Below are 18,997 nucleotides of genomic sequence, written 5' to 3' on the forward strand. Positions count from 1 at the left end.
AGCACCGTGTCCCTCTCCCCCGACGCGGCGGTGGCGGCCCTGACCGGCCCGGCGGCGCCCTGTCTGATCGGCGTACGGCACCATGCGCCGTCCCTGGCCGCCGCCGTGCCCGCGCTGCTGGACGAGGCGAAGCCGGACGTCCTGCTCGTCGAACTCCCCGGCGAGATGCAGGAGTGGCTGCCGTGGCTCGGCCACGAGGAGACGCGGGCCCCGGTCGCCCTCGCGGCCGCACCGGGCGACGGGAGCGGTTCGGCCGGCGGACCGGTCTTCTATCCGTTCGCCGACTTCTCGCCAGAGCTCGCCGCCGTGCGCTGGGCGGCACGGCGGGGGGTGCCGGTCGTGGCCTGCGACCTGCCGCTCGCCGACCGGGCGTGGGGCGAGGACCGGCACACCGCGGGTGCGTCCGCACCCGGTCCCGGCCTCGCCGACGCCCTGCGGGCCCGGCTCACCGGCCGCCCCGGCGACGACCTGTGGGACCGCCTCGTGGAAGCCACCGCCCCCGGCTCCCCGCCCGAGGCGCTGCGCCGGGCCGCCCTGCTGACGGGCTGGGCGCTGCGCGAGGACGCGGTGGCGGCCGGCGGAGTCCCCGAGCTGGACCTGCGGCGTGAGCGATGGATGCGGGCATGCCTGGCGGCGGCCACCGCGAACGGGGAGCGGGCCGCCGTGGTCGTCGGCGCCTTCCACGCACCGGCGTTGGTGGCACCGGCTTCGAAGGACGCGGCAGAAAACGGTGAGCCGACCGCCGCGGCCGACGCTCCGGCGCCGGTGTCACCGAAAGCCCGGCCACCCGCGCCGAAGGGCACGGACGCAGCGGACCCGCCCCACGCCCCGACGCCGGCCTCGGGGTCGCTCGACAGACCCCCGAGGCACGGCAGTTGGGCAACGTCACTCATCCCGTACACGTACGCGCTCCTGGACGAGCGGTCCGGCTATCCGGCGGGGATCCGGGACCCGGAGTGGCAGCACATGGTGCTGTGCGCGGCGGGGGATCCGACCGCGCTGGAGGCGGCGCTGACGCGGGCGGCCGTGCGGGTGTGTGCGGAGCTGCGGTCCCTCGGGCATCCGTCGGGGCCCGCCGACGCCCGGGAGATCACCCGGCTGGCCGGGGACCTGGCCCGGTTGCGCGGGCTGCCCGCGGCCGGCCGCGGCGAGTTGGTCGAGGCGGTGCAGACGGTGCTCGCGCAGGGCGAACCGTACGGGCGGGGCCGGGCCGTGGCCCGCGCGATGGAACGCGTGCTCGTCGGTGCGCGCACCGGCCGTCCTGCTCCCGGCGCGCCGCGCAGCGGTCTCGCCCCGGCGGTGGAGACGGAGTTGGCGGCCCTGGGGCTGCCCGGCCCGGACGACGGTGGCACCACCCGCGAGCTGCGGCTGGACCCCCTCCGCTCCGACCTGGACCGCCGCCGTGAACTGCTGCTGCGCCGGCTGACGGTGTGCGCGGTGCCGTACGCGGAGGCCAGGGCGGTCGCCGGCGCGGGCGGGGCGGAGGCGCTCACCTCCCGCTGGGAGGTCCGCTGGACCCCGGCGACGGAGGCCCGGCTCACCGCGGCCGGGGTGCGCGGAGTCACCGCGGCGCAGGCCGCCGAGGGCGTGCTGCGCGAGCGTCGGCGGGCGGAGCTGGACGAGGGCGGGTCCACCGCCGCCCAGGTTCTGCACGGTTTGCGGGAGGCGGCGGAGTGCGGTCTGCCGGTGCTCGTGGACGAGCGGCTCGCCGACCTCGCCGAGGTCCTGCCGCAGGCCGGCACCCTGCCCGAACTCCTCGCCGGACTCGCCCTGTTGGACCGGCTGCGCGCCGGTCACGTCGCCGGGCTCGACGCCGACGAGGACCGTACGGGCCGGGCGGCCGCCGTGGCCGAGCTGCTCACCGGTGCCGCGGTGCGCCAGGTGGACGGCCTCACCGGTTCCGAGGATCCCGCCGACGCGCACGGTCTGCTCGAACTCGCCCAACGTGCTGACGAGTTGGGCGGTATCCGGCTCACCGACGCGCTGGCCCGGCTGGCCGCCGACGGCTCCCCGCTGATGCGCGGCGCCGCCGGTGCCGTACAAGTGCTGCTGGGGCACGAGGATCCCGGGGCGTTCGGTGGGCGGGTCGCCTCCTGGATCGACTCGGCCACCGGTCCCGGGGCCCGTTCCGCGCTCACCGCCCGCCTGTCCGGGGTGCTGACGGCCGCCGGACCGCTCTTGGAGGCGGCGCCCGCCGCGCTGGAACCTCTCCTGGACCGGGTGTCGAGCCTGCCCGACCGGGGCTTCCTCGACCGGCTGCCCGCGCTGCGGGGCGGCTTCGACACCCTCAGCCCGGCGGCCCGCGACCGCCTCCTCACCACCGTGGAGGAGCGCCTGGCGCTCACGCACCTGGCCGACACCGGCGACGTCGACCCCGTCGCCCTCGCCGCCTGGACCCGCGCGGACCTCACGGCCCGCGCCTCGTTGCAGGCACTCGGGCTGCTGCCCCCGGCCACGACGCCCAAGTCCCCGGAGGCTGTGGACTCCCCCGCCGTCGCCGTCCCCGAGGACCGCCGCCTCGCCCCCGCCGACCGTTGGCGGCTGGTGCTGGGCCGGCGTACGGACCGGCTGCCGCCGCACGCCTCCGGGTTGGCCACCGCGCTGGACGAGCTGTACGGCAGCGGGCGCGGCGAGGGAAGCCGGGGCGGTATGCCGGGCGCCGGGGCGGGCGGCGGCCGGGAGGCACCGTATCCGGGGGTGCGGGAGTGGTCCGAGGAGCTGGCGGCCCTGTTCGGGCCCGGTATCCGGGAGGAGGTCCTCGCGGCGGCGGCCGCGGCGGGCCGTACCGATGTGTTCGCCGAACTCGATCCGGACAGCGTACGGCCGTCGGTGGACCTGTTGCGCACGGTGCTGCGGCATGCCGGAGGGCTGCCCGAGGCGCGGCTGGCCGCGCTGCGTCCGCTCGTCCGGCGGCTGGTCGAGGCGCTGACCCGGGAGCTGGCCACCCGCCTGCGTCCGGCCCTGCACGGCACGGCGCTGCCCCGCCCCAGCAGACGGCCGGGCGGCGGCCTCGACCTGCCCCGCACGCTGCGCGCCAACCTCGCGACCGCCCGGCGCGGCCCGGACGGCACGGTCCGGGTGGTTCCGGAGCACCCGGTCTTCCGCACCCGTGCCAAGCGCGCCGCCGAGTGGCGGCTGATCCTGGTCACCGACGTGTCCGGGTCGATGGAGGCGTCCACGGTCTGGGCCGCGCTCACGGCGTCGGTGCTGGCCGGCGTGCCGACGCTGTCGACGCACTTCCTGGCGTTCTCCACGGAGGTCATCGACCTGACCGGCCATGTCGACGATCCGCTGTCGCTGCTGCTGGAGGTCAGCGTGGGCGGCGGCACGCACATCGCCGCGGGGCTGCGGCACGCGCGCGGACTCGTCACCGTGCCGTCGCGCACGCTCGTCGTGGTCGTCAGCGACTTCGAGGAGGGCTACCCGCTCGGCGGGCTGCTCGCCGAGGTGCGCGCCCTGGTCGGGGCCGGCTGCCAGGTGCTGGGGTGCGCCAGTCTCGACGACGCGGGCCGCCCCCGGTACTCCACCGGTGTCGCGGGGCAGCTCGTCGCGGCGGGCATGCCGGTCGCCGCCCTCAGTCCGCTCGAACTCGCCCGCTGGGTAGGAGAGAAGATCGCATGACTCCGGGCCTTCCCCCGGTCGCCCCGTCCGTGACCGCCGCACTCGTCGAGGCCCTGTCGCCGCGGCTGCGCAAGCGGCTGGACGCCGGCATCGCCAAGCTCGCGGACCGCCCCGTGGTCGTGGACGGCGACACCGTACGCCTCGCCGTCGACGACGACACCGACCTCGAACTGCACGCCCCCGACGGGGTCGTCACCACCCCGGCCGCCATCCGCTGCGGCTGCCTGCTCGCCCCGGCCTGCCTGCACCGCGCCGCGGCTGCCTCGGCAGCACCGATCGCGGACCCGGGCGAGGACCCGGGCGAGGACCCGGACCAGGACCCGGGCGAGGACCCGGACCAGGACCCGGGCGGGCGGCCGACGGAGGGGCAGGACGCCAGGGCGGCTACGGCCGAGGAGGCCGCCCCCACGGACCATCCGACGGACGCACCGGCATCCGCCCGCACGCCCGCCCCCGAGGCCGGCACCACCGGAGCGCCCATCGCCGCCGCCCCACTCGCCACGCCCGGAACCACGCCGGACGGCACGTCGGCCGACGCAGCCACGGCAACGCCCACGCCCGCCAACACGTCAACGACCCGCCGCGTCCCCGCCCCGGGGCCCCACCACCCCGTCGGAACGCCCACCGCCACCACCCCGGTCGCCACGCCCGGGACCCCAGCCCCCACGTCAGCCACCCCCGCCCAACTCGCCGCCGCCCAGGCCCTCCGCACCGCCGCGGCAGCCGTCCTCGACGCCGGTACGGACGGCGCGGGTGCCGTGCGCCAGGCGGAGTTGCTGCGGGCGGCACACACCGCGCGGCTCGCCGGGCTGGCCAGGGCCGCCGCCTCGGCGGTCTCGGTGGTCAACGGACTGCGTGCGGCCCGCGGCGCCGATCCGTCGTACCGGTCGGCGGATCTCGTCGCCGCACTGCACGACGTCCTGGCCTGCGCGCACCGCGTTCCGCGCGCGAGCGGCGCGGAGCTGACCGCGCTGCGCGGCAGCGTACGGCAGCCGTACACCCCGGACGGCTCGCTGCGCTTGTACGGCCTCTTCTCCGAGCCCGTCCTGACGGCGACCGGGTACGCGGGCGCGGTGACCTGGACCGCCGATGCCGACGGCCGCCTGTACACGGTCTCCGACGTCGCGCCGGGCGGGCCGGGCCGGGCGGTGGGGGCGGCCGACCGGGCGGTGCGCATCGGGGACACGGCCCTGTCCCACCGGGAGCTGTCGCGCGCGGGGCTCGCCGTGTCCGGGGCGACCGTCTCGCCGACGGGGCGTCTGGGCGCGGGGGCGGGGGTACGGGCGGTGCGGGCGTCCGGGGTCTCCTGGCACGCCGACCCGCTGGACCGGCTGTGGGCGGTTCCGGCCGCCGAGCAGGCCGTACGCGCGCTCGCCGAGGACAGGAGGCACGACCTGCTCTTCCTCGACGTCACGCTCGTCGGCACGGCCCGTGAGGCGGCGGGCGACTGTCTGCTGGCCGACTGCGGTGGTGTGACGGTCCGGCTCGTCGCCGCCCACGACCATCCGGGGCTTCCGCACCGGGACAATCTACGTCTGCTGGCCGCCGCCCGGGGCAGCCGACTGCGGGTCGTCGCGCGCCTCGCCCCGGCCGCCCACCCCCGCGCGCTGCTGCTGGCCGTCAGCCGCCCCACCGACCCCGAGGCCCGGCTCGACCTGGGGCTCGACCGTCTCCAGCAGGCGGACCTGCCGACCGAACAGCCCACAGCTCCCGCCGGTGTGCCGCCCGCCCCCGACGAAGCTCCCCTGCACCTTCTGCGCCGCCGCGTCCACCAGGCTGCCTCCGGCGGCCGTCGGGTGCTGGCCTTCCCCGGCGACGGCGCCGCCGACGGCCGACGCCTGCGCGGTGCCGGGCTCGGCACGGCGGCCGACCTGCTCGACGAGCTGCACTCGGCCGCCGCCGACCGCACCCGTGACGTCTTCGGTCGTCTCGTCCCGGCGGACCTCAGCCGTTTCGCGCGCGCCTGGCTCGCGGCCGCCCACTACACCGCCGAGGTGGACCGGGCCCTGTGCACGGCGGCGTGGGGAGCGGTGCCGGACGGCTCGTGAAGCGACGGTGGCCCACCCGCGATGCGCATCCCGGCCCCAACCTCAGCCCGGCCCCGGAATCCCGCCTCCCTTGAGCCGCTCCAGATCGGACGGCCGTACCTGAATGACCAGCACGGCGATCAGTGCGGCGACGAGGGTGAAGATCGCCGCCGTCACGAACGCGGCCGAGGCCCCGGCCGTGAGCACCTCGTCCGCCCAGCGCGCCGGCAACTCCCCGGTCTGTTCGAAGCGTCGGCGTTCGACGAGGGTCGCCTGGGCCAGGAAGCGGGGGATCTGCTTCTCCGCCTCGTTCGTGCTGGCCGTGCCGAACATCGTGACCAGGATGGACAGGCCGAGCGAACCGCCCACCTGCTGGGTGGCGTTGAGGAGGCCGGAGGCCGCGCCGGTCTCCTCGACCCGCACGTTGGACAGGGCCATCAGCGTGAGCGAGACGAACTCCATGCCCATGCCGAGGCTGAAGACGAGCATCGGGCCGAGGATGCTGCCCGCGTAGGTGGAGTCGACGTCGGTCAGGGTCAGCCACGCCAGCCCGGCCGCCGCCAGCACCGCGCCCACCACCATGAACGGCTTGGGCCCGTACACGGGCAGGAAGCGCGAGGCCAGACCGGCGCCGATCGCGATGACGGCGCTGACCGGCAGGAAGGCGAGGCCGGCCTGGAGCGGGCTGAAGTCCAGCACGTTCTGCACGAAGAGGGTGAGGAAGAAGAACATGCCGAAGATCGCGGCGGAGAGACTCAGCATCATGCCGTAGGTGCCCGCGCGGTTGCGGTCGCCGAACATGTGCAGCGGGGTGATGGGTTGGCGCGAACCCCGTTCGACGAGGACGAAGACCGCGAGGACGACGGCGGCGCCGACGAACGAGGCCAGCGTGAGGGCGTCGCGCCAGCCGTGCTGCGCGGCCCTGATGAAGCCGTACACCAGCAGCACCATGCCGGCGGTGGAGGTCAGCGCGCCGGTGATGTCGAAACGGCCGGGGTGGCGTTCGGACTCCTTGATCCAGCGCGGGGTGGCGAGGACGATGAGCAGTCCGATCGGGACGTTGACGAAGAGCACCCATCGCCAGTTGAGCCACTCGACGAGCATCCCGCCCGCGAGCAGTCCGATCGCACCGCCGCCCGCCGAGACCGCGGCGAACACCCCGAACGCCCGGTTGCGCTCCGGCCCTTCGCGGAACGTGGTGCTGATCAGGGCGAGCGAGGTCGGGGAGGCGATGGCCCCGCCGACACCCTGGAGGGCGCGTGCGGCGAGGAGTTGGCCGGAGTTCTGGGCGAACCCGCCGAGCAGCGAGGCGCATACGAAGAGCAGGACGCCGAAGACGAAGACGCGCCGGCGGCCGAGGATGTCGCCGGCCCGGCCGCCGAGCAGCAGCAGTCCGCCGAAGGTGAGGGTGTACGCGTTGACCACCCAGGCCAGGCTGGTGGTGGAGAACTCCAGGGAGCGCTGGATGTGCGGCAGCGCGATGTTCACGATGGTGATGTCCAGGACCACCATCAGCTGGCAGGAGGCGATGACCAGCAGGGCCATCGCGCTTCCGCCACCGCCGTTGTCCGCGGTGGCGGCCTGTGACGAAGTCGGCTGCGGGCTGCTGCTCATGGTGGTTCCCACTCCCGAGGGCCGCGCCCTCGCGAGAAGTCGGTGAACGATCCCGTCCACCGATGGTTCACCGTTAGAAGGTACGCCCGCGTTCCGGCCGTCACCACTCGATCAACGCCGGGCCGACGGGACCTCTTGACGGCCCGGGAGGCCGTTGGCACACTCACGGGCCGCTGTAGAAAACGCTTGCCGGGCCACCCCCGTACGCTCTGCCGCACCCTTCGGCCACATCACCCCAGGTCACCACCCGAGGGTCCCGTAGTGAATCGATTCAATCCGGATCGGATCAGACAGGGCCGGGCGGGCCAGGACCACACCCGCCCGAACCGGCGCCCCACACCACCCCCCACACCACCCCCCATAGGAGCCGACATGAAGCACAGAAGTAGGGCCGTCGTGACCGCCGCCTGCGCCACCGCGCTGCTCACCGGCGCGGCCCTGCTGTCGAAACCCGCGGACGCGGCGCAGACGGCGGCCTGCGGCGACGGCGCCTACCAGGCCGAGGCGGTGCTCAGCGGCGGCACCTGGACCGCCCGGCGCGGCAGCGGTGTCGTCTACACCGGCACGGACATGCGGGCCGCGATGCAGGCGGCCGTCAACAGCCTGACGGCGGGCCGGACTTCGAAGGAGCGGGTCGTCGTGCGCGGCTCGGGCTCGATCGGCGCCGGGTCCCGCGTCTCCCTGCCGAGCTACACCGTGCTCGACGTCTGCGGCACGATCAACGTCACCGGATCCGGCTCCGGCGACCAGGCCCCCGTCTACGCCCGCGGCGTCCGCGACATCGAGGTCCAGCACCTCAACGTCACCGGCACCCCGCTCTACGGCGTCTTCCTGCGCAACGTCCAGAACGTGGTGCTCGGCCGGCTCGACATGCGCCTGTCGGCCGGGCTCGGCGTGCGCATCGACAACCGCGGCGACACCAGCCAGTGGACGCGGAACGTCAGGATCGACAACGTGTACGTGTCCGGCGCGAGCAGTCACGCGGTGGAGACCTACGGGGTCGACGGCCTCACCGTCGGCACCGTCACCGCCCGCAACGTGGGCCATTCGGGCCTGCTGCTGAATCAGACGATCAACGCGTCGGTCGCCAAGGTCGACGCCGACGGGGCGGGCACCGGCACGGGCTACGCGGCCTTCCGCATGGCCAACCGCAACGGCCGGGTGGGCAGTTCGTACCCGACCAACATCCGGGTGGGCGAGGTGATCGCGCGCGGCGGCGGCCGGGGTGTCTTCTGCGTCTCCGAGAGCGGTGGCGCGGTCATCGACCGGGTGAACCTCTCCCACACCGGCAACAACGCGATCCTGGTGGAGAACTGCTCCAACGTCACCGTCGCCGCCCAGAGCGGCAGCGTCACCGGCGGCGGCGAGATCCGGCTCGCGGCCCGTTCGGAGTTCCCCAACAACTCCGGCATCACGATCCAGAACCTCACGGTGACCAACTCGGCGATCACCGAGCGGCCCTGCGGGACGAACATCACCTTCCGCAACAACACGCTCGTCAACAGCCGGCAGAGCATCTGCTAGCCGGGACACGAGGGACACGAGGGAGGGGACACCGCATCGGTGTCCCCTCCTCTCCTACGGACACATCAGCAGGTGCGTCCGACGTAGTACGCGCCCTGGATCTTGCTCGCGGAGCCCAGCCAGGTCGTGCCCGGCGACACGCACCGCTCGTAGTCGGGCGCCAGGGCCACCTCGACCTTGATGACGACCCGTGAGCCGTCGGAGGTGCAGTGGTTGTAGTAGGCGTCGGAGCTGGTCTCGAAGAAGCCGCACGGGTTGGCGGCGGCCGGGCCGGCGGCCGCGGTGACCGCGCCGAAGGAGGTGAGGACGAGGGCGGCGGCACCGAGGGCGCCGGTCACGGCACGACGAATACGCAAGGGAACTCCTGAGCGGTGGACGGACCGGCCGAACTACGGTTTCCTGCCGGTCCTTTGATCAGTTCCGCCCCAGGATCCGCGGCCGCGCGCGGACGTGACGACCAACCCGCGGCTCGTTCACCCGGCGGATCGATTTGCCGCTCCGCCGATCAGTTGATCTTCGACGGACCGGCGGCGCGTCGCGCGTCCCGCCCGTACCGGGCGGCCCACTCCGCGGTCGCCCCGATCCCGCCGAACGTGTAGAAGTGCAGTTTCAGCTCGCCGTGCCGCTCCGGGTCGTACCGCGCGGCGAGTTCCCGGACGAACCGGTCGGGGCCGGCCGTACCGATGAGGTTGGTCAGGGAGAAGCCGTACTTCCTGGCTATGGAGGCGCTGGTGCCGACGCCGAAGCGGGCCGCGTAGCCCAGCAGGCGGCGCACCCCGGCGGGCCCGGGGACCCCGACGCGGACCGGCAGGTCGATGCCGCGTTCGCGCAGGTCCTGGACCCAGGCGAGGACGGGGTCGACGTCGAAGCCGAACTGGGTGATGACGCCGCCGGTCAGACCGCCGCGCTGCAGGGCGGTGTGCTTGTCCCGGAGCGCCGACCACAGGGTGGCGTCGGGGATGGCCGGGTGCCCTTCCGGGTAGCCGCAGACACCGGCGTGGCGGACCCCGTACCGCTGGAGGAGTCCGGTGTCGATGACGGAGAGGGCGTCCGGGAAGGGGCCCTGCGGGGTGGCGGGGTCGCCGCCGACGACGAACACGTGCTCCGCGGTGCCGTCGGCGTGCAGGGCGTCGAGGAAGCGTTCGAGGTCGGCCCGAGAGGCGAGGCGCCGGGCGGAGAGGTGCGGCACGGGCACGAAGCCGAGCCGCTTCACCGCCCGTGCGGCCTCCCGGCGCATCGCGAGGTCCTCGTTGCCCAGGAAGGTCACGTTGACCCGGGTGCCGGCCGGGATGACGTCACTGGCCTCCTCCAGGTGTGCGACGTCCTTGCCGGTCATTTCGAGGGAGTAGTCCTCCAGCAGCGGGGTGTCTGCCGCCGTCGGGGCCGGGCAGGCGGGGTTCATCGTGCTCCAGGGGTCGGCTCGGGCGTCGCGGCGGTAGCTCGCGGCCGTAGAGCGTACGCGGTCCGGGCCGCGGCACCCTCGAGGCCCCCGCCGGGCGTCGCGGCCGTAGAGCGTACGCGGTCCGCGCCGCGTTCCCCTCGGGACCCCCGCCGCTTCAGGAGGCCGACACCGCGTCCAGCCATTCCACGAGGATCCGGTTCACGGCCTCGGGGCGCTCCTGCTGCACCCAGTGGCCGCAGCCGTCGAGGAGGTGGGAGGAGACCAGGCCGGGCAGTGTGCGCGGGTACGCCTCGATCGCGTCGGCCAGCCAGGTGGTGGAGGCGTCGAGGGTTCCGCCGACGAACAGCGACGGCTGCGCGATCGGCGCGCCCGCGTGGCCGGCCAGGTCCGCCCAGTCCCGGTCCATGTTCCGGTAGCGCGCCAGCGCCCCCGTCAGGCCGGTCCGCTCGAATTCGGCGGCGTAGACGTCGAGGTCGTCCTCGCTCAGCCAGGAGGGCGTGCGGCCGGCCGGGAACCGGTCCCGCAGGGTTCCGCCGCGGCCGACGAAGTGCGGGTCCGGCGCGTCCGGGCCGGGCATGGTGTCGGCGGACAGCGCGGCGTAGAACCCGGCGAGCCAGCCGCGCACGTCCGGCTCGATCTCGGCCTCGGCCCGCCCCGGCTGCTGGAAGTAGGACACGTAGAACTCCTCGTCCCCGCCCAGTTGCGCGAAGACCTCGCTGGGCTTCGGCCCGCCGGGCGGGGTGTACGGCACGCTGAGCAGCCCGACCGCCCGGAACACCCCGGGCCGGAGCAGGGCCGAGGTGGCGGCGATGTTCGCGCCCCAGTCGTGGCCGACGAGCACCGCGGACTCCTCGCCCAGGGCGTGCACGACGGCGACGCAGTCCGCCACCAGGTCGAGCATCCGGTAGGCGTCGGTGGCCGCGGGCCGCGAGGAGCGCCCGTAGCCGCGTACGTCCACGGCCGCCGCCCGGTAGCCCGCGGCGGCCAGCGCGGGCAGTTGGTGCCGCCAGGAGTACCAGGACTCCGGGAACCCGTGGACGAGCACGACCAGCGGTCCGCGGCCCTGCTCCACCAGGTGGATCCGGCCGGCGGGCGAGGGGACGAGGCGGTGGGTGGGTTCGGTGGCGGTCGTCACTGGCACGGGTTCCTCCCGGGTGCGGTGCGGGGTGACCTCGATCGTGCCGGGGCGGGCGGGGCGGGTGCGAGGCGTGTTGCCGGTTCGGCAAAAAGCCGACGGCTGTGGGGATATGACGCTCCGTCAGGGGACGGCCGGTCCTGTCACGTACCGGCCCTGGTCGTCGTAGGGCCAGACGTTGGGCACGCAGCCGTCCATGCCCTTGATCTGCTGCATCATCGCGGGAGCGGGCCGGCCCGGGCCCGGGCAGCCGACGTGGCCGTGGCCGAGGAAGTGGCCGACCTCGTGGTTGATGATCAGGGCACGGTAGGCGCTGACGTCGTCGGCGTAGACGGGGGTCGCGAGCTGCCAGCGCTTCAGGTTCACCATCACGTTCTGCGCCACGTTGCAGTTGTACTCGCCGCCGGTGTCCAGCCCGTACTGTCCGCAGATCCGGTCGACGGTGCCGGGGGTCGCGACCCGCACGACGAAGTCGGCCGGGCCGCCGGGCACCCGCTGGAAGGCCGAGCGACCGTCCGCGGTCCAGCCGCGCCGGTCGGCCAGGATGCGCTCCACCTGCCGGGCGACGTCCGCGGCGGAGAGGTCGAGGCCGTCCTCGATCTCGACCCGGTAGCGCAGGGCCGTTCCGGTGCCCGCCTTGGCGCTGCCGCCGGCGGCGACGGTGAACGTGCCCGGCCCGGTGGACGGAATCGCGCGCGGCGACGGGGACTTGGGTGACGAGGAGGACGAGGAGGTTGAGGAGGCAGAGGGCTCGCCGGGCGGCGGGGCCGGCCGGGAGGCGCGCGTCGGACCGGTGGAGCCGGATGCCGTGGGCTCGACGACGTGCTCCCCTCCCGCATCCGCCGATCGCACACCGTCGAAGGCCGCGAACCCGGCGGCCCCCAGGACGGCCAGGGCAGCCAGGGCGGCCCACGCCTTCCCCTGCCGCCCGCGCGGCGAGGCATGCGTACGACGGCTCCGGCGGCCACGGACGGGAGGTGATGGGTACGTGGTCATGGACGACAGAGTGTGATCGCCATGTGATGGGACCTGGCCCGCACGGTAACGGAACGATAACGAGTGGTTCGCCGCCGCTTTTGTGATCGTCCGGTAACAAAACCCGTGAGCGGCCACCCGGCCTGCGGATACTGGCCCCATGCCACGCGTTCTGCTGATCGAAGACGACCGTGCCGTGCGGGAGGGCGTCGCGCTCGCGCTCCGCCGCCAGGGCCACGAGGTCACCGCCGTCGAGACCGGTGAGGACGGGCTGGAGCGGGTGCCGTCGTTCCGGCCGGACGTCGTGGTGCTGGACCTGATGCTGCCCGGCATGCCCGGTCTCGACGTGTGCCGTGCGATGCGCGCCCTCGACCAGACCCTGCCGATCATCATGGCGACCGCGCGGGGCGACGACGAGGACATCGTCGTAGGGCTGGAGGCGGGAGCCGACGACTACGTCGTCAAGCCCGTGCAGGCCCGGGTGCTCCAGGCCCGCATCCGTGCCGTCCTGCGCCGGTCGGCCGGCGCCGCCGAGGGCGGCATACCGAAGCTCGACACGTACGGAGACCTCACCGTCGACCGGGCCGGGCTCTCCGTCTCCCGGAACGGTACGCCGGTCTCGCTCGCCCCGTCCGAACTGCGGCTGCTGCTGACGCTGTCCGCCTCCCCCGGCCAGGTGTTCAGTCGGCAGCAGCTCCTGGAGGCCGTCTGGGAGCACAGCTACCACGGGGACGCGCGGCTGGTGGACGCCTGCGTCAAACGGCTGCGCGCCAAGCTGGGCGAACCGCCGCGCGACCCCCGCCACATCCAGACCGTGCGCGGGTTCGGCTACCGGTTCGCGGCGCGGTGAACCGCCCCCGTCTGCCCCAACTGCGCGGCCTGCGCACCCGGTTGGTCGTCGCCTTCGCGCTGGTGGCCGCGCTCACCGCCGCGACCACCGGCGCCCTGTCCTTCCGCGAGGCGCGCACCGGCATACTCCAGCAGAGCCAGGACACGGTCATCCGGCAACTGCGCACCCAGGTCAACCAGTTCGCCCCGCAGCTCGCCTTCCCGCCGAGCGAGGCCGACCTGGAGCAGTTCGCGGCGGACCTCGCGCTCAGCGAGTCCTCCGGAACCTGGCGCGTCCAGGCCACCTACGGCGAGCTGAGTGCCACCTCCGTCCCCGGCGACCCCTTCGCGGAACTGAGCCCCGCCGTGCGGGAGGCGGTCGACTCCCGGCTGGCCACCGTCTTCCAGCGGGTCACCCGCGGCGACCGCACCTCACTCGTCGTCGGCATGTCGGTCACCTACGCCGAGGCCCCGCAGGAGGGCTCCTACGACTCCGGCGTCCAGGTCTTCCTGACCGTGCCGCAGACCGCCGAACGCGCCTACGTCGACGCCCTGGTCTCCGCCGTCGAACGCGCCACCGTGGTCGCCCTGGTCCTCGCCGTGCTGCTGGCGCTGCTGGCCGCGCGCGGGGTGCTGCGGCCGGTACGGGCGCTGCGCAGCGCCACCCGCAGCATCGCCGAGGGCCGCCTGGACACCCGGCTCACCGTTCACGGATCCGACGAACTCGCCGATCTCTCGCACACGTTCAACGAGACGGCCGCCGCGCTGGAGGAGTCGGTGGCCGAACTGCGCGGCATGGAGGCCCGGGCCCGCCGGTTCGCCGCCGACGTCTCCCACGAACTGCGCACCCCGCTGGCGGCCATGTCGGCGGTCACCGACGTCCTCGACGAGGACGCCGCCCGCCTGGACCCGGACACGGCCACCGCGGTCCGCCTGATCAGCGCGGAGACCGTGAAACTCGCCCGCCTGGTGGACGACCTCATGGAGATCTCCCGCTTCGACGCGGGCGCGGCGACACTGCACCTCGACGACATCGACCTCGCCGAGTCACTGCGGCGCACCCTCGCCGCCCGCGCCTGGACCGACGTCGTGGACACCGACCTGCCCCCGCCCGGCACCCTGCGCGGACGCGTCGACCCGCGCCGCCTCGACGTCGTCGTCGCCAACCTCGTCGGCAACGCCCTGCGGCACGGCGCCCGCCCCGTCGTGCTCCGCCTGTACGGCGACGGGGAGCGGACGGCCGTCATCGAGGTGCTGGACAGCGGGCCGGGCATCGCCGAGGACGTCCTGCCGCACGTCTTCGAGCGCTTCTACAAGTCGGACGCCGCCCGCACCCGTACCGAGGGCAGCGGGCTGGGCCTCGCGATCACCGCGGAGAACGTGCGCGTGCACGGCGGCACCGTCCACGCGGCGAACCGCCCGGGCGCGGGCGCCGCCTTCACCGTGCGCCTCCCCCTGCCCGACCCCGAGGAGACCCGCCCGTGACTCCCCCGCGCCGACGCGCGCTCCTGCTCCTCTTCGTGCCCCTGCCCGCGCTGTGCGCCCTCACCTCCTGCGGCATCCCGGCCACCGGCGTGGTCGAGGCGGGCGGCCCCGCCGGCGGCATCGCGCCGACGACCCGGGTGTACTTCGTGGCGGACGGCGCCCTGGTCGCCGTACCCCGCGCGACCGACTCCCCCGGCAGCGTCGAGGCGGCCGTACAGCTGCTCCTCCAGGGCCCGACCGACGCGGAAGCCCGCAAACGGATCACCACCCGACTCCCCCTGCCCGCGGCGGTTCCCACCCGGCCCGCCACCGACCCCACCGACCTGCCGCAGGCGCTTCCCGCCACCGACACCATGACGGTGACAGCGGGCAACGTACGCTTCTCCGTCGAACTCCCCCCGTCCCCCGCCGAATGGAACGACCTCGCGGCCACCCAGATCATCTGCACCGCCCGCGCAGCCCAACACGTGGCCGACCCGGGCGCCGATCCGCCCCCGGTGACCATCACCACCCCGGACGGCCGCCGCGTGGAGGGAACGGGGGTGCGGTGCCCCGAGTCGGCGGTAGCCGTCCGCAGCCCCGCGCCCCTGCGGTGACCGCAGGGGCCAGGCCCAACGCCTGCTGCACGCCTCGTCGTTCGGCGCGGCGGCGGTCGCCTACGACGAACCCCGCCCGGACCACGCGACGCCGCCGTGGCCCCCGCGCCCGGCAGTACCAGTACGACGGCGCGCGGGCCGCCGGAAGGTCGAGCGGGCCGTCGGTCTCACCTTCCGGTGGGCTGTCCCGTCGATACGGGCGAGAGCGGATCCGGCCGACGCAGGGGCAAGGGGAGAAGTGTGAGCACCGTGGACGATCAGAGCCCGGACGCGGTCATGAGTGAGCGGCGGCGGCTGTTGCGTCTCGCCCATCGGCTGCTGGGTTCCCTCGCCGAGGCGGAGGATGCCGTTCAGGAGCCGTACGCACGCTGGTACGCGCTGTCGCGCGAGCGGCAGGAGGCCATCGACGTCCCCGGGGCCCGGCTGACGTAGGTCGCGGGCCGTATCTGCCTGGACCTGTTCGGATCCGAGATCGTCGGCCGCACCCCCGCGGCCTGCCGTCAGCCGGCCTCCTCCGCCCGGCGCCGCATCCGGGCGGCCGGGCGGAGGCCCGCGCCCCCGACCGCCCGGCAGGCCGGCCGCCCGGCAGGCCGGCATCGTCAGGGACTTCGAGCAGGCGTGGCAGGCCCAGGGCATCGGTGCCCTCATCGGCCTCCTCGACCCCGACGCCACGGTGACCGCCGACGGTGGCGGCCGCACGCAGGCCTCACCGCGTCCCGTCGAGGGCGGCGAGCGGATCGCGCACCACCCGAGCGACCTCTTCGCCCGGGCGTCCGGCGCCCTCACCGTCGTGGAGCGCACGGTCAACGGCAGGCCCGGCCTGGTCGCGCTCCAGGACGGCCGTACGGTGGCGGTGTACGCGTTCGACATCGCGGGTGATCGGATCACCCGCATCCGGGCCGTGCTCAACACCGAGAAACTCCGGCCCTGGACCAGGGGCTGAAAGCAGGCAGAATCGTCGGCCGAGGCCATCGCCTACCGAACGGGGACGGGACACCGCCATGACCGACCAGCACGTGCGGGATCTTCAGGACATCGACGAGACGCAGATCGCGACCGTAGGGGGCAAGGCGGCGCACTTGGCCGCGCTGTGCCGGATCGACGGCGTGCACGTGCCGGAGGGCTTCTGTGTGACGACGGACGCCTTCCGTCGGATCATGGCGCAGGCGCCGGACGCCGAGCGTCTGCTGGACCGACTGTCGTCCGTGGGTCCGGACGACCGGGAGGGCATCCGCACGCTCAGCGCGCAGATGCGCCGGACCATCGAAGGGATCCCCGTCCCCGACGACCTCGCGACGGCGATCACCCGCGCGCTCGCGCGGCTCGGTGACCGGGCCGCCTACGCCGTCCGGTCCAGCGCGACGGCGGAGGATCTGCCGACGGCCTCCTTCGCGGGCCAGCAGGACACATACCTGAACGTCATGGGACCGGAGGCGATCCTCCGGCACGTCAGGCTGTGCTGGGCCTCGCTGTTCACCGAGCGGGCGGTGACCTACCGTCAGCGCAACGGCATCGGCCACCGTACGGTCCGCATGGCCGTGGTCGTGCAGCGGATGGTCGTACCGCGGGCGTCCGGCGTGCTGTTCACCGCCGACCCCGTCTCGGGCAACCGGAAGGTCGCCACCGTGGACGCCGGCTTCGGCCTCGGCGAGGCCCTGGTCGCCGGTCTGGTGAACCCGGACGTCTTCAAGGTGCGGGACGGCGAGATCGTCACCCGGACGATCGCCGCCAAGCAGCGCGCCGTCGAGGCCCTGCCGACGGGCGGCACGCGCGAGGTGGCGATCGACGCGGAGCGGCAGGAGCAGCCGGCGCTGACGGATGCTCAGGTCGTGGAGCTCGTGCGGCTGGGCCGGCGGATCGAGGCGCGCTTCGGCCGGCCGCAGGACATCGAGTGGTGCCTGGCCGAGGACGGGTTCCGGATCGTGCAGAGCAGGCCGATCACGACACTGTTCCCCGTCCCCGAGACCGGCGACCAGGACAATCACGTCTACGTCTCCGTCGGCCACCAGCAGATGATGACCGACCCCATGAAGCCCCTGGGCCTCTCCCTGTGGCGGCTGACGGCCATGGCGCCGATGCACGAGGCGGGCGGCAGGCTGTTCGTCGACGTCACCCAGCGCCTGGCCTCGCCCGCGAGCCGCGCCGCCCTCCTGGAGCTCATGGGGCGAGGCGATCCGCTGGTCAGGGACGCGCTGGAGACCGTGCTCGACCGTGACGGCTTCGTCCCGACGCTCCCGGGCACGGCCCCCGCCGGGCCACCGGCCGGGAGCCCGCCCGCCCCGGTCGAGGCCGATCCGGCCGTCGTCACCGAGCTGATCGAGCGCAGCCGCGCCTCCCTCGCCGCCCTGGAACGCGACATCCGCGCGCAGAGCGGACCGGCGCTGTTCGACTTCCTCTCCCAGGCCTTCGAGGAGCACAAGCGGATCCTCGGCGACCCGCTGAGCATGCAGGCGATCATGGCGGGGATGGAGGCCACCTGGTGGCTCAACGACAAGCTGCGGGAGTGGCTGGGCGAGAAGAACGCCGCCGACACGCTCACGCTGTCCGCCCCCGGCAATGTGACCTCGGAGATGGGTCTTGCCCTCCTCGACGTCGCGGACGTGATCCGCCCGTGGCCGGAGGTGGTGGCGTTCCTGCAGGACGTGACGGACGACGGCTTCCTGGAGGAGCTGCCGAAGCTGCCGGGCGGGGCCGAGGCGCGTGACGCCATCGAGGCCTACCTGGACCGGTACGGCATGCGCTGCGTCGGCGAGATCGACATCACGCGGCCGCGCTGGCGCGAGCGCCCCAGCACGCTCGTGCCCGTGATCCTCGACAACGTCAGGAACTTCGAACCGGGCGCCGCACAGCGGCGCTTCGAGGAAGGCCGGCAGAAGGCGCGGCAGAAGGAACAGGACGTACTCGCCCGCTTGCGGGCCCTGCCGGACGGGGAGCGCAAGGCTGACGAGACCAAGCGGATGATCGACCGGGTCAGGACCTTCATCGGGTACCGGGAGTACCCGAAGTACGGCATCGTCAGCCGCTCCTTCGTGTACAAGCAGGCCCTGCTGGCGGAGGCCGAACGCCTCGTGCGGGCCGGCGTTCTCGCCGAAGCGGAGGACATCTACTACCTGACGTTCCAGGAACTCCGCGACGTCGCCCGCACGCACCGGGCGGACCACCGCCTCATCCAGCGGCGCAAGGACGCCTTCCGCACGTACCACGCCCTCACCCCGCCCCGGGTCCTCACCTCGGACGGCGAGGCGCTCACCGGCGCGTACCGGCGCGACGACGTGCCGGCCGGCGCCCTGACCGGTGTCCCCGTCTCCGCGGGGACCGTCGAGGGGAGGGCCCGCGTCATCCTGGACATGGCGGACGCCGAGCTCGAAGCGGGCGACATCCTGGTCACCCCCTTCACCGACCCCAGCTGGTCACCCCTGTTCGTCGGCATCGCGGGCCTGGTGACAGAGGTCGGCGGCCTCATGACCCACGGCGCGGTGATCGCCCGCGAGTACGGCCTGCCGGCCGTCGTGGGCGTGGCCCGGGCCACCCGCCTCATCCGGGACGGCCAGCGCATCCGCGTGCACGGAACCGAGGGCTACGTCGAACTCCTGCCCTGACCGACGAGGAACTCCTGCCCTGACCGACGATCAGCAACCGGCGAGAAAGCACAGTCGCACTTTTCGCTGTTCCCGCAGGAGAAGGACGTCGAAGTCGAGGAGGGGGGCCGGAGCGGGACCGTGGCTTGACGCCGATGTGCGTTGACGGAATCGATCAGCCATTGGATCATCGCTCCGAGGCGGCCGGGCTG

General features: G+C 74.2%; 12 protein-coding genes and 1 pseudogene. 8 read left to right on the forward strand and 5 right to left on the reverse strand.

Annotated elements, in window-relative coordinates:
* Nucleotides 1-6: 6 nt before the first annotated feature.
* Entirely contained in the window at nucleotides 7-3,621 is a 3,615-nt protein-coding gene (locus tag ICC28_RS18335) for a vWA domain-containing protein (protein WP_188289670.1), read from the forward strand.
* Nucleotides 3,618-5,669 carry a hypothetical protein gene (locus ICC28_RS18340; RefSeq protein ID WP_188289671.1) on the forward strand — a complete coding sequence of 684 codons (2,052 nt, stop codon included), beginning with the start codon at nucleotides 3,618-3,620 and terminating at the stop codon, nucleotides 5,667-5,669. The genes ICC28_RS18335 and ICC28_RS18340 overlap by 4 nt, the downstream gene beginning before the upstream one ends.
* Nucleotides 5,670-5,711: 42 nt before the next feature.
* On the opposite strand, the gene ICC28_RS18345 is transcribed toward ICC28_RS18340, so the two are convergent.
* Nucleotides 5,712-7,262, reverse strand: a complete 1,551-nt coding sequence (locus ICC28_RS18345; RefSeq protein WP_188289672.1) for an MFS transporter — start codon at nucleotides 7,260-7,262, stop codon at nucleotides 5,712-5,714.
* Between the two features lie 372 nt (nucleotides 7,263-7,634).
* Here ICC28_RS18345 and ICC28_RS18350 point away from each other — a divergent pair, with 372 nt between their 5' ends.
* On the forward strand, nucleotides 7,635-8,786 hold the full coding sequence (locus ICC28_RS18350) for a hypothetical protein (protein WP_188289673.1): 1,152 nt from the start codon (nucleotides 7,635-7,637) through the stop codon (nucleotides 8,784-8,786).
* Between the two features lie 65 nt (nucleotides 8,787-8,851).
* Here the strand turns inward: ICC28_RS18350 and ICC28_RS18355 are convergent, their stop codons facing one another.
* The 4 genes from ICC28_RS18355 to ICC28_RS18370 form a co-directional block, all read right to left on the reverse strand.
* The gene (locus ICC28_RS18355; RefSeq protein ID WP_223189033.1) at nucleotides 8,852-9,142 is read right to left on the reverse strand and encodes a DUF6355 family natural product biosynthesis protein; all 291 of its coding nucleotides are present in this window, start codon (nucleotides 9,140-9,142) and stop codon (nucleotides 8,852-8,854) included.
* Nucleotides 9,143-9,291: 149 nt separating this feature from the next.
* Nucleotides 9,292-10,188, reverse strand: coding sequence for a methylenetetrahydrofolate reductase (locus ICC28_RS18360; RefSeq protein WP_188289674.1), 897 nt, complete (start codon nucleotides 10,186-10,188; stop codon nucleotides 9,292-9,294).
* Nucleotides 10,189-10,342: 154 nt separating this feature from the next.
* Entirely contained in the window at nucleotides 10,343-11,329 is a 987-nt protein-coding gene (locus ICC28_RS18365; RefSeq protein WP_188289675.1) for an alpha/beta fold hydrolase, read from the reverse strand.
* A 117-nt stretch (nucleotides 11,330-11,446) separates the two neighbouring features.
* On the reverse strand, nucleotides 11,447-12,319 hold the full coding sequence (locus ICC28_RS18370; RefSeq protein ID WP_188289676.1) for a DUF3152 domain-containing protein: 873 nt from the start codon (nucleotides 12,317-12,319) through the stop codon (nucleotides 11,447-11,449).
* A gap of 139 nt (nucleotides 12,320-12,458) precedes the next feature.
* On the opposite strand from ICC28_RS18370, the gene ICC28_RS18375 reads away from it, so the two are divergent.
* From ICC28_RS18375 to rph, 5 genes and pseudogenes are all read left to right on the forward strand, one after another.
* The gene (locus ICC28_RS18375) at nucleotides 12,459-13,148 is read left to right on the forward strand and encodes a response regulator transcription factor (RefSeq protein WP_188289677.1); all 690 of its coding nucleotides are present in this window, start codon (nucleotides 12,459-12,461) and stop codon (nucleotides 13,146-13,148) included.
* Entirely contained in the window at nucleotides 13,145-14,611 is a 1,467-nt protein-coding gene (locus tag ICC28_RS18380; protein WP_317454042.1) for a HAMP domain-containing sensor histidine kinase, read from the forward strand. Before ICC28_RS18375 ends, ICC28_RS18380 begins: the two co-directional genes overlap by 4 nt.
* On the forward strand, nucleotides 14,608-15,207 hold the full coding sequence (locus tag ICC28_RS18385; RefSeq protein WP_188289678.1) for a hypothetical protein: 600 nt from the start codon (nucleotides 14,608-14,610) through the stop codon (nucleotides 15,205-15,207). Before ICC28_RS18380 ends, ICC28_RS18385 begins: the two co-directional genes overlap by 4 nt.
* Before the next feature lie 276 nt (nucleotides 15,208-15,483).
* A pseudogene (locus ICC28_RS18390) lies at nucleotides 15,484-16,150 on the forward strand (sigma factor).
* A 58-nt stretch (nucleotides 16,151-16,208) separates the two neighbouring features.
* A complete protein-coding gene (rph, locus tag ICC28_RS18395; protein ID WP_188289679.1) occupies nucleotides 16,209-18,806 on the forward strand; it encodes a rifamycin-inactivating phosphotransferase in 2,598 nt (865 codons plus the stop codon).
* The last annotated feature ends 191 nt before the right edge of the window (nucleotides 18,807-18,997 follow it).

Origin of the sequence: Streptomyces sp. TRM68416 (assembly GCF_014596915.1) — a bacterium.
GTDB lineage: Bacteria > Actinomycetota > Actinomycetes > Streptomycetales > Streptomycetaceae > Streptomyces.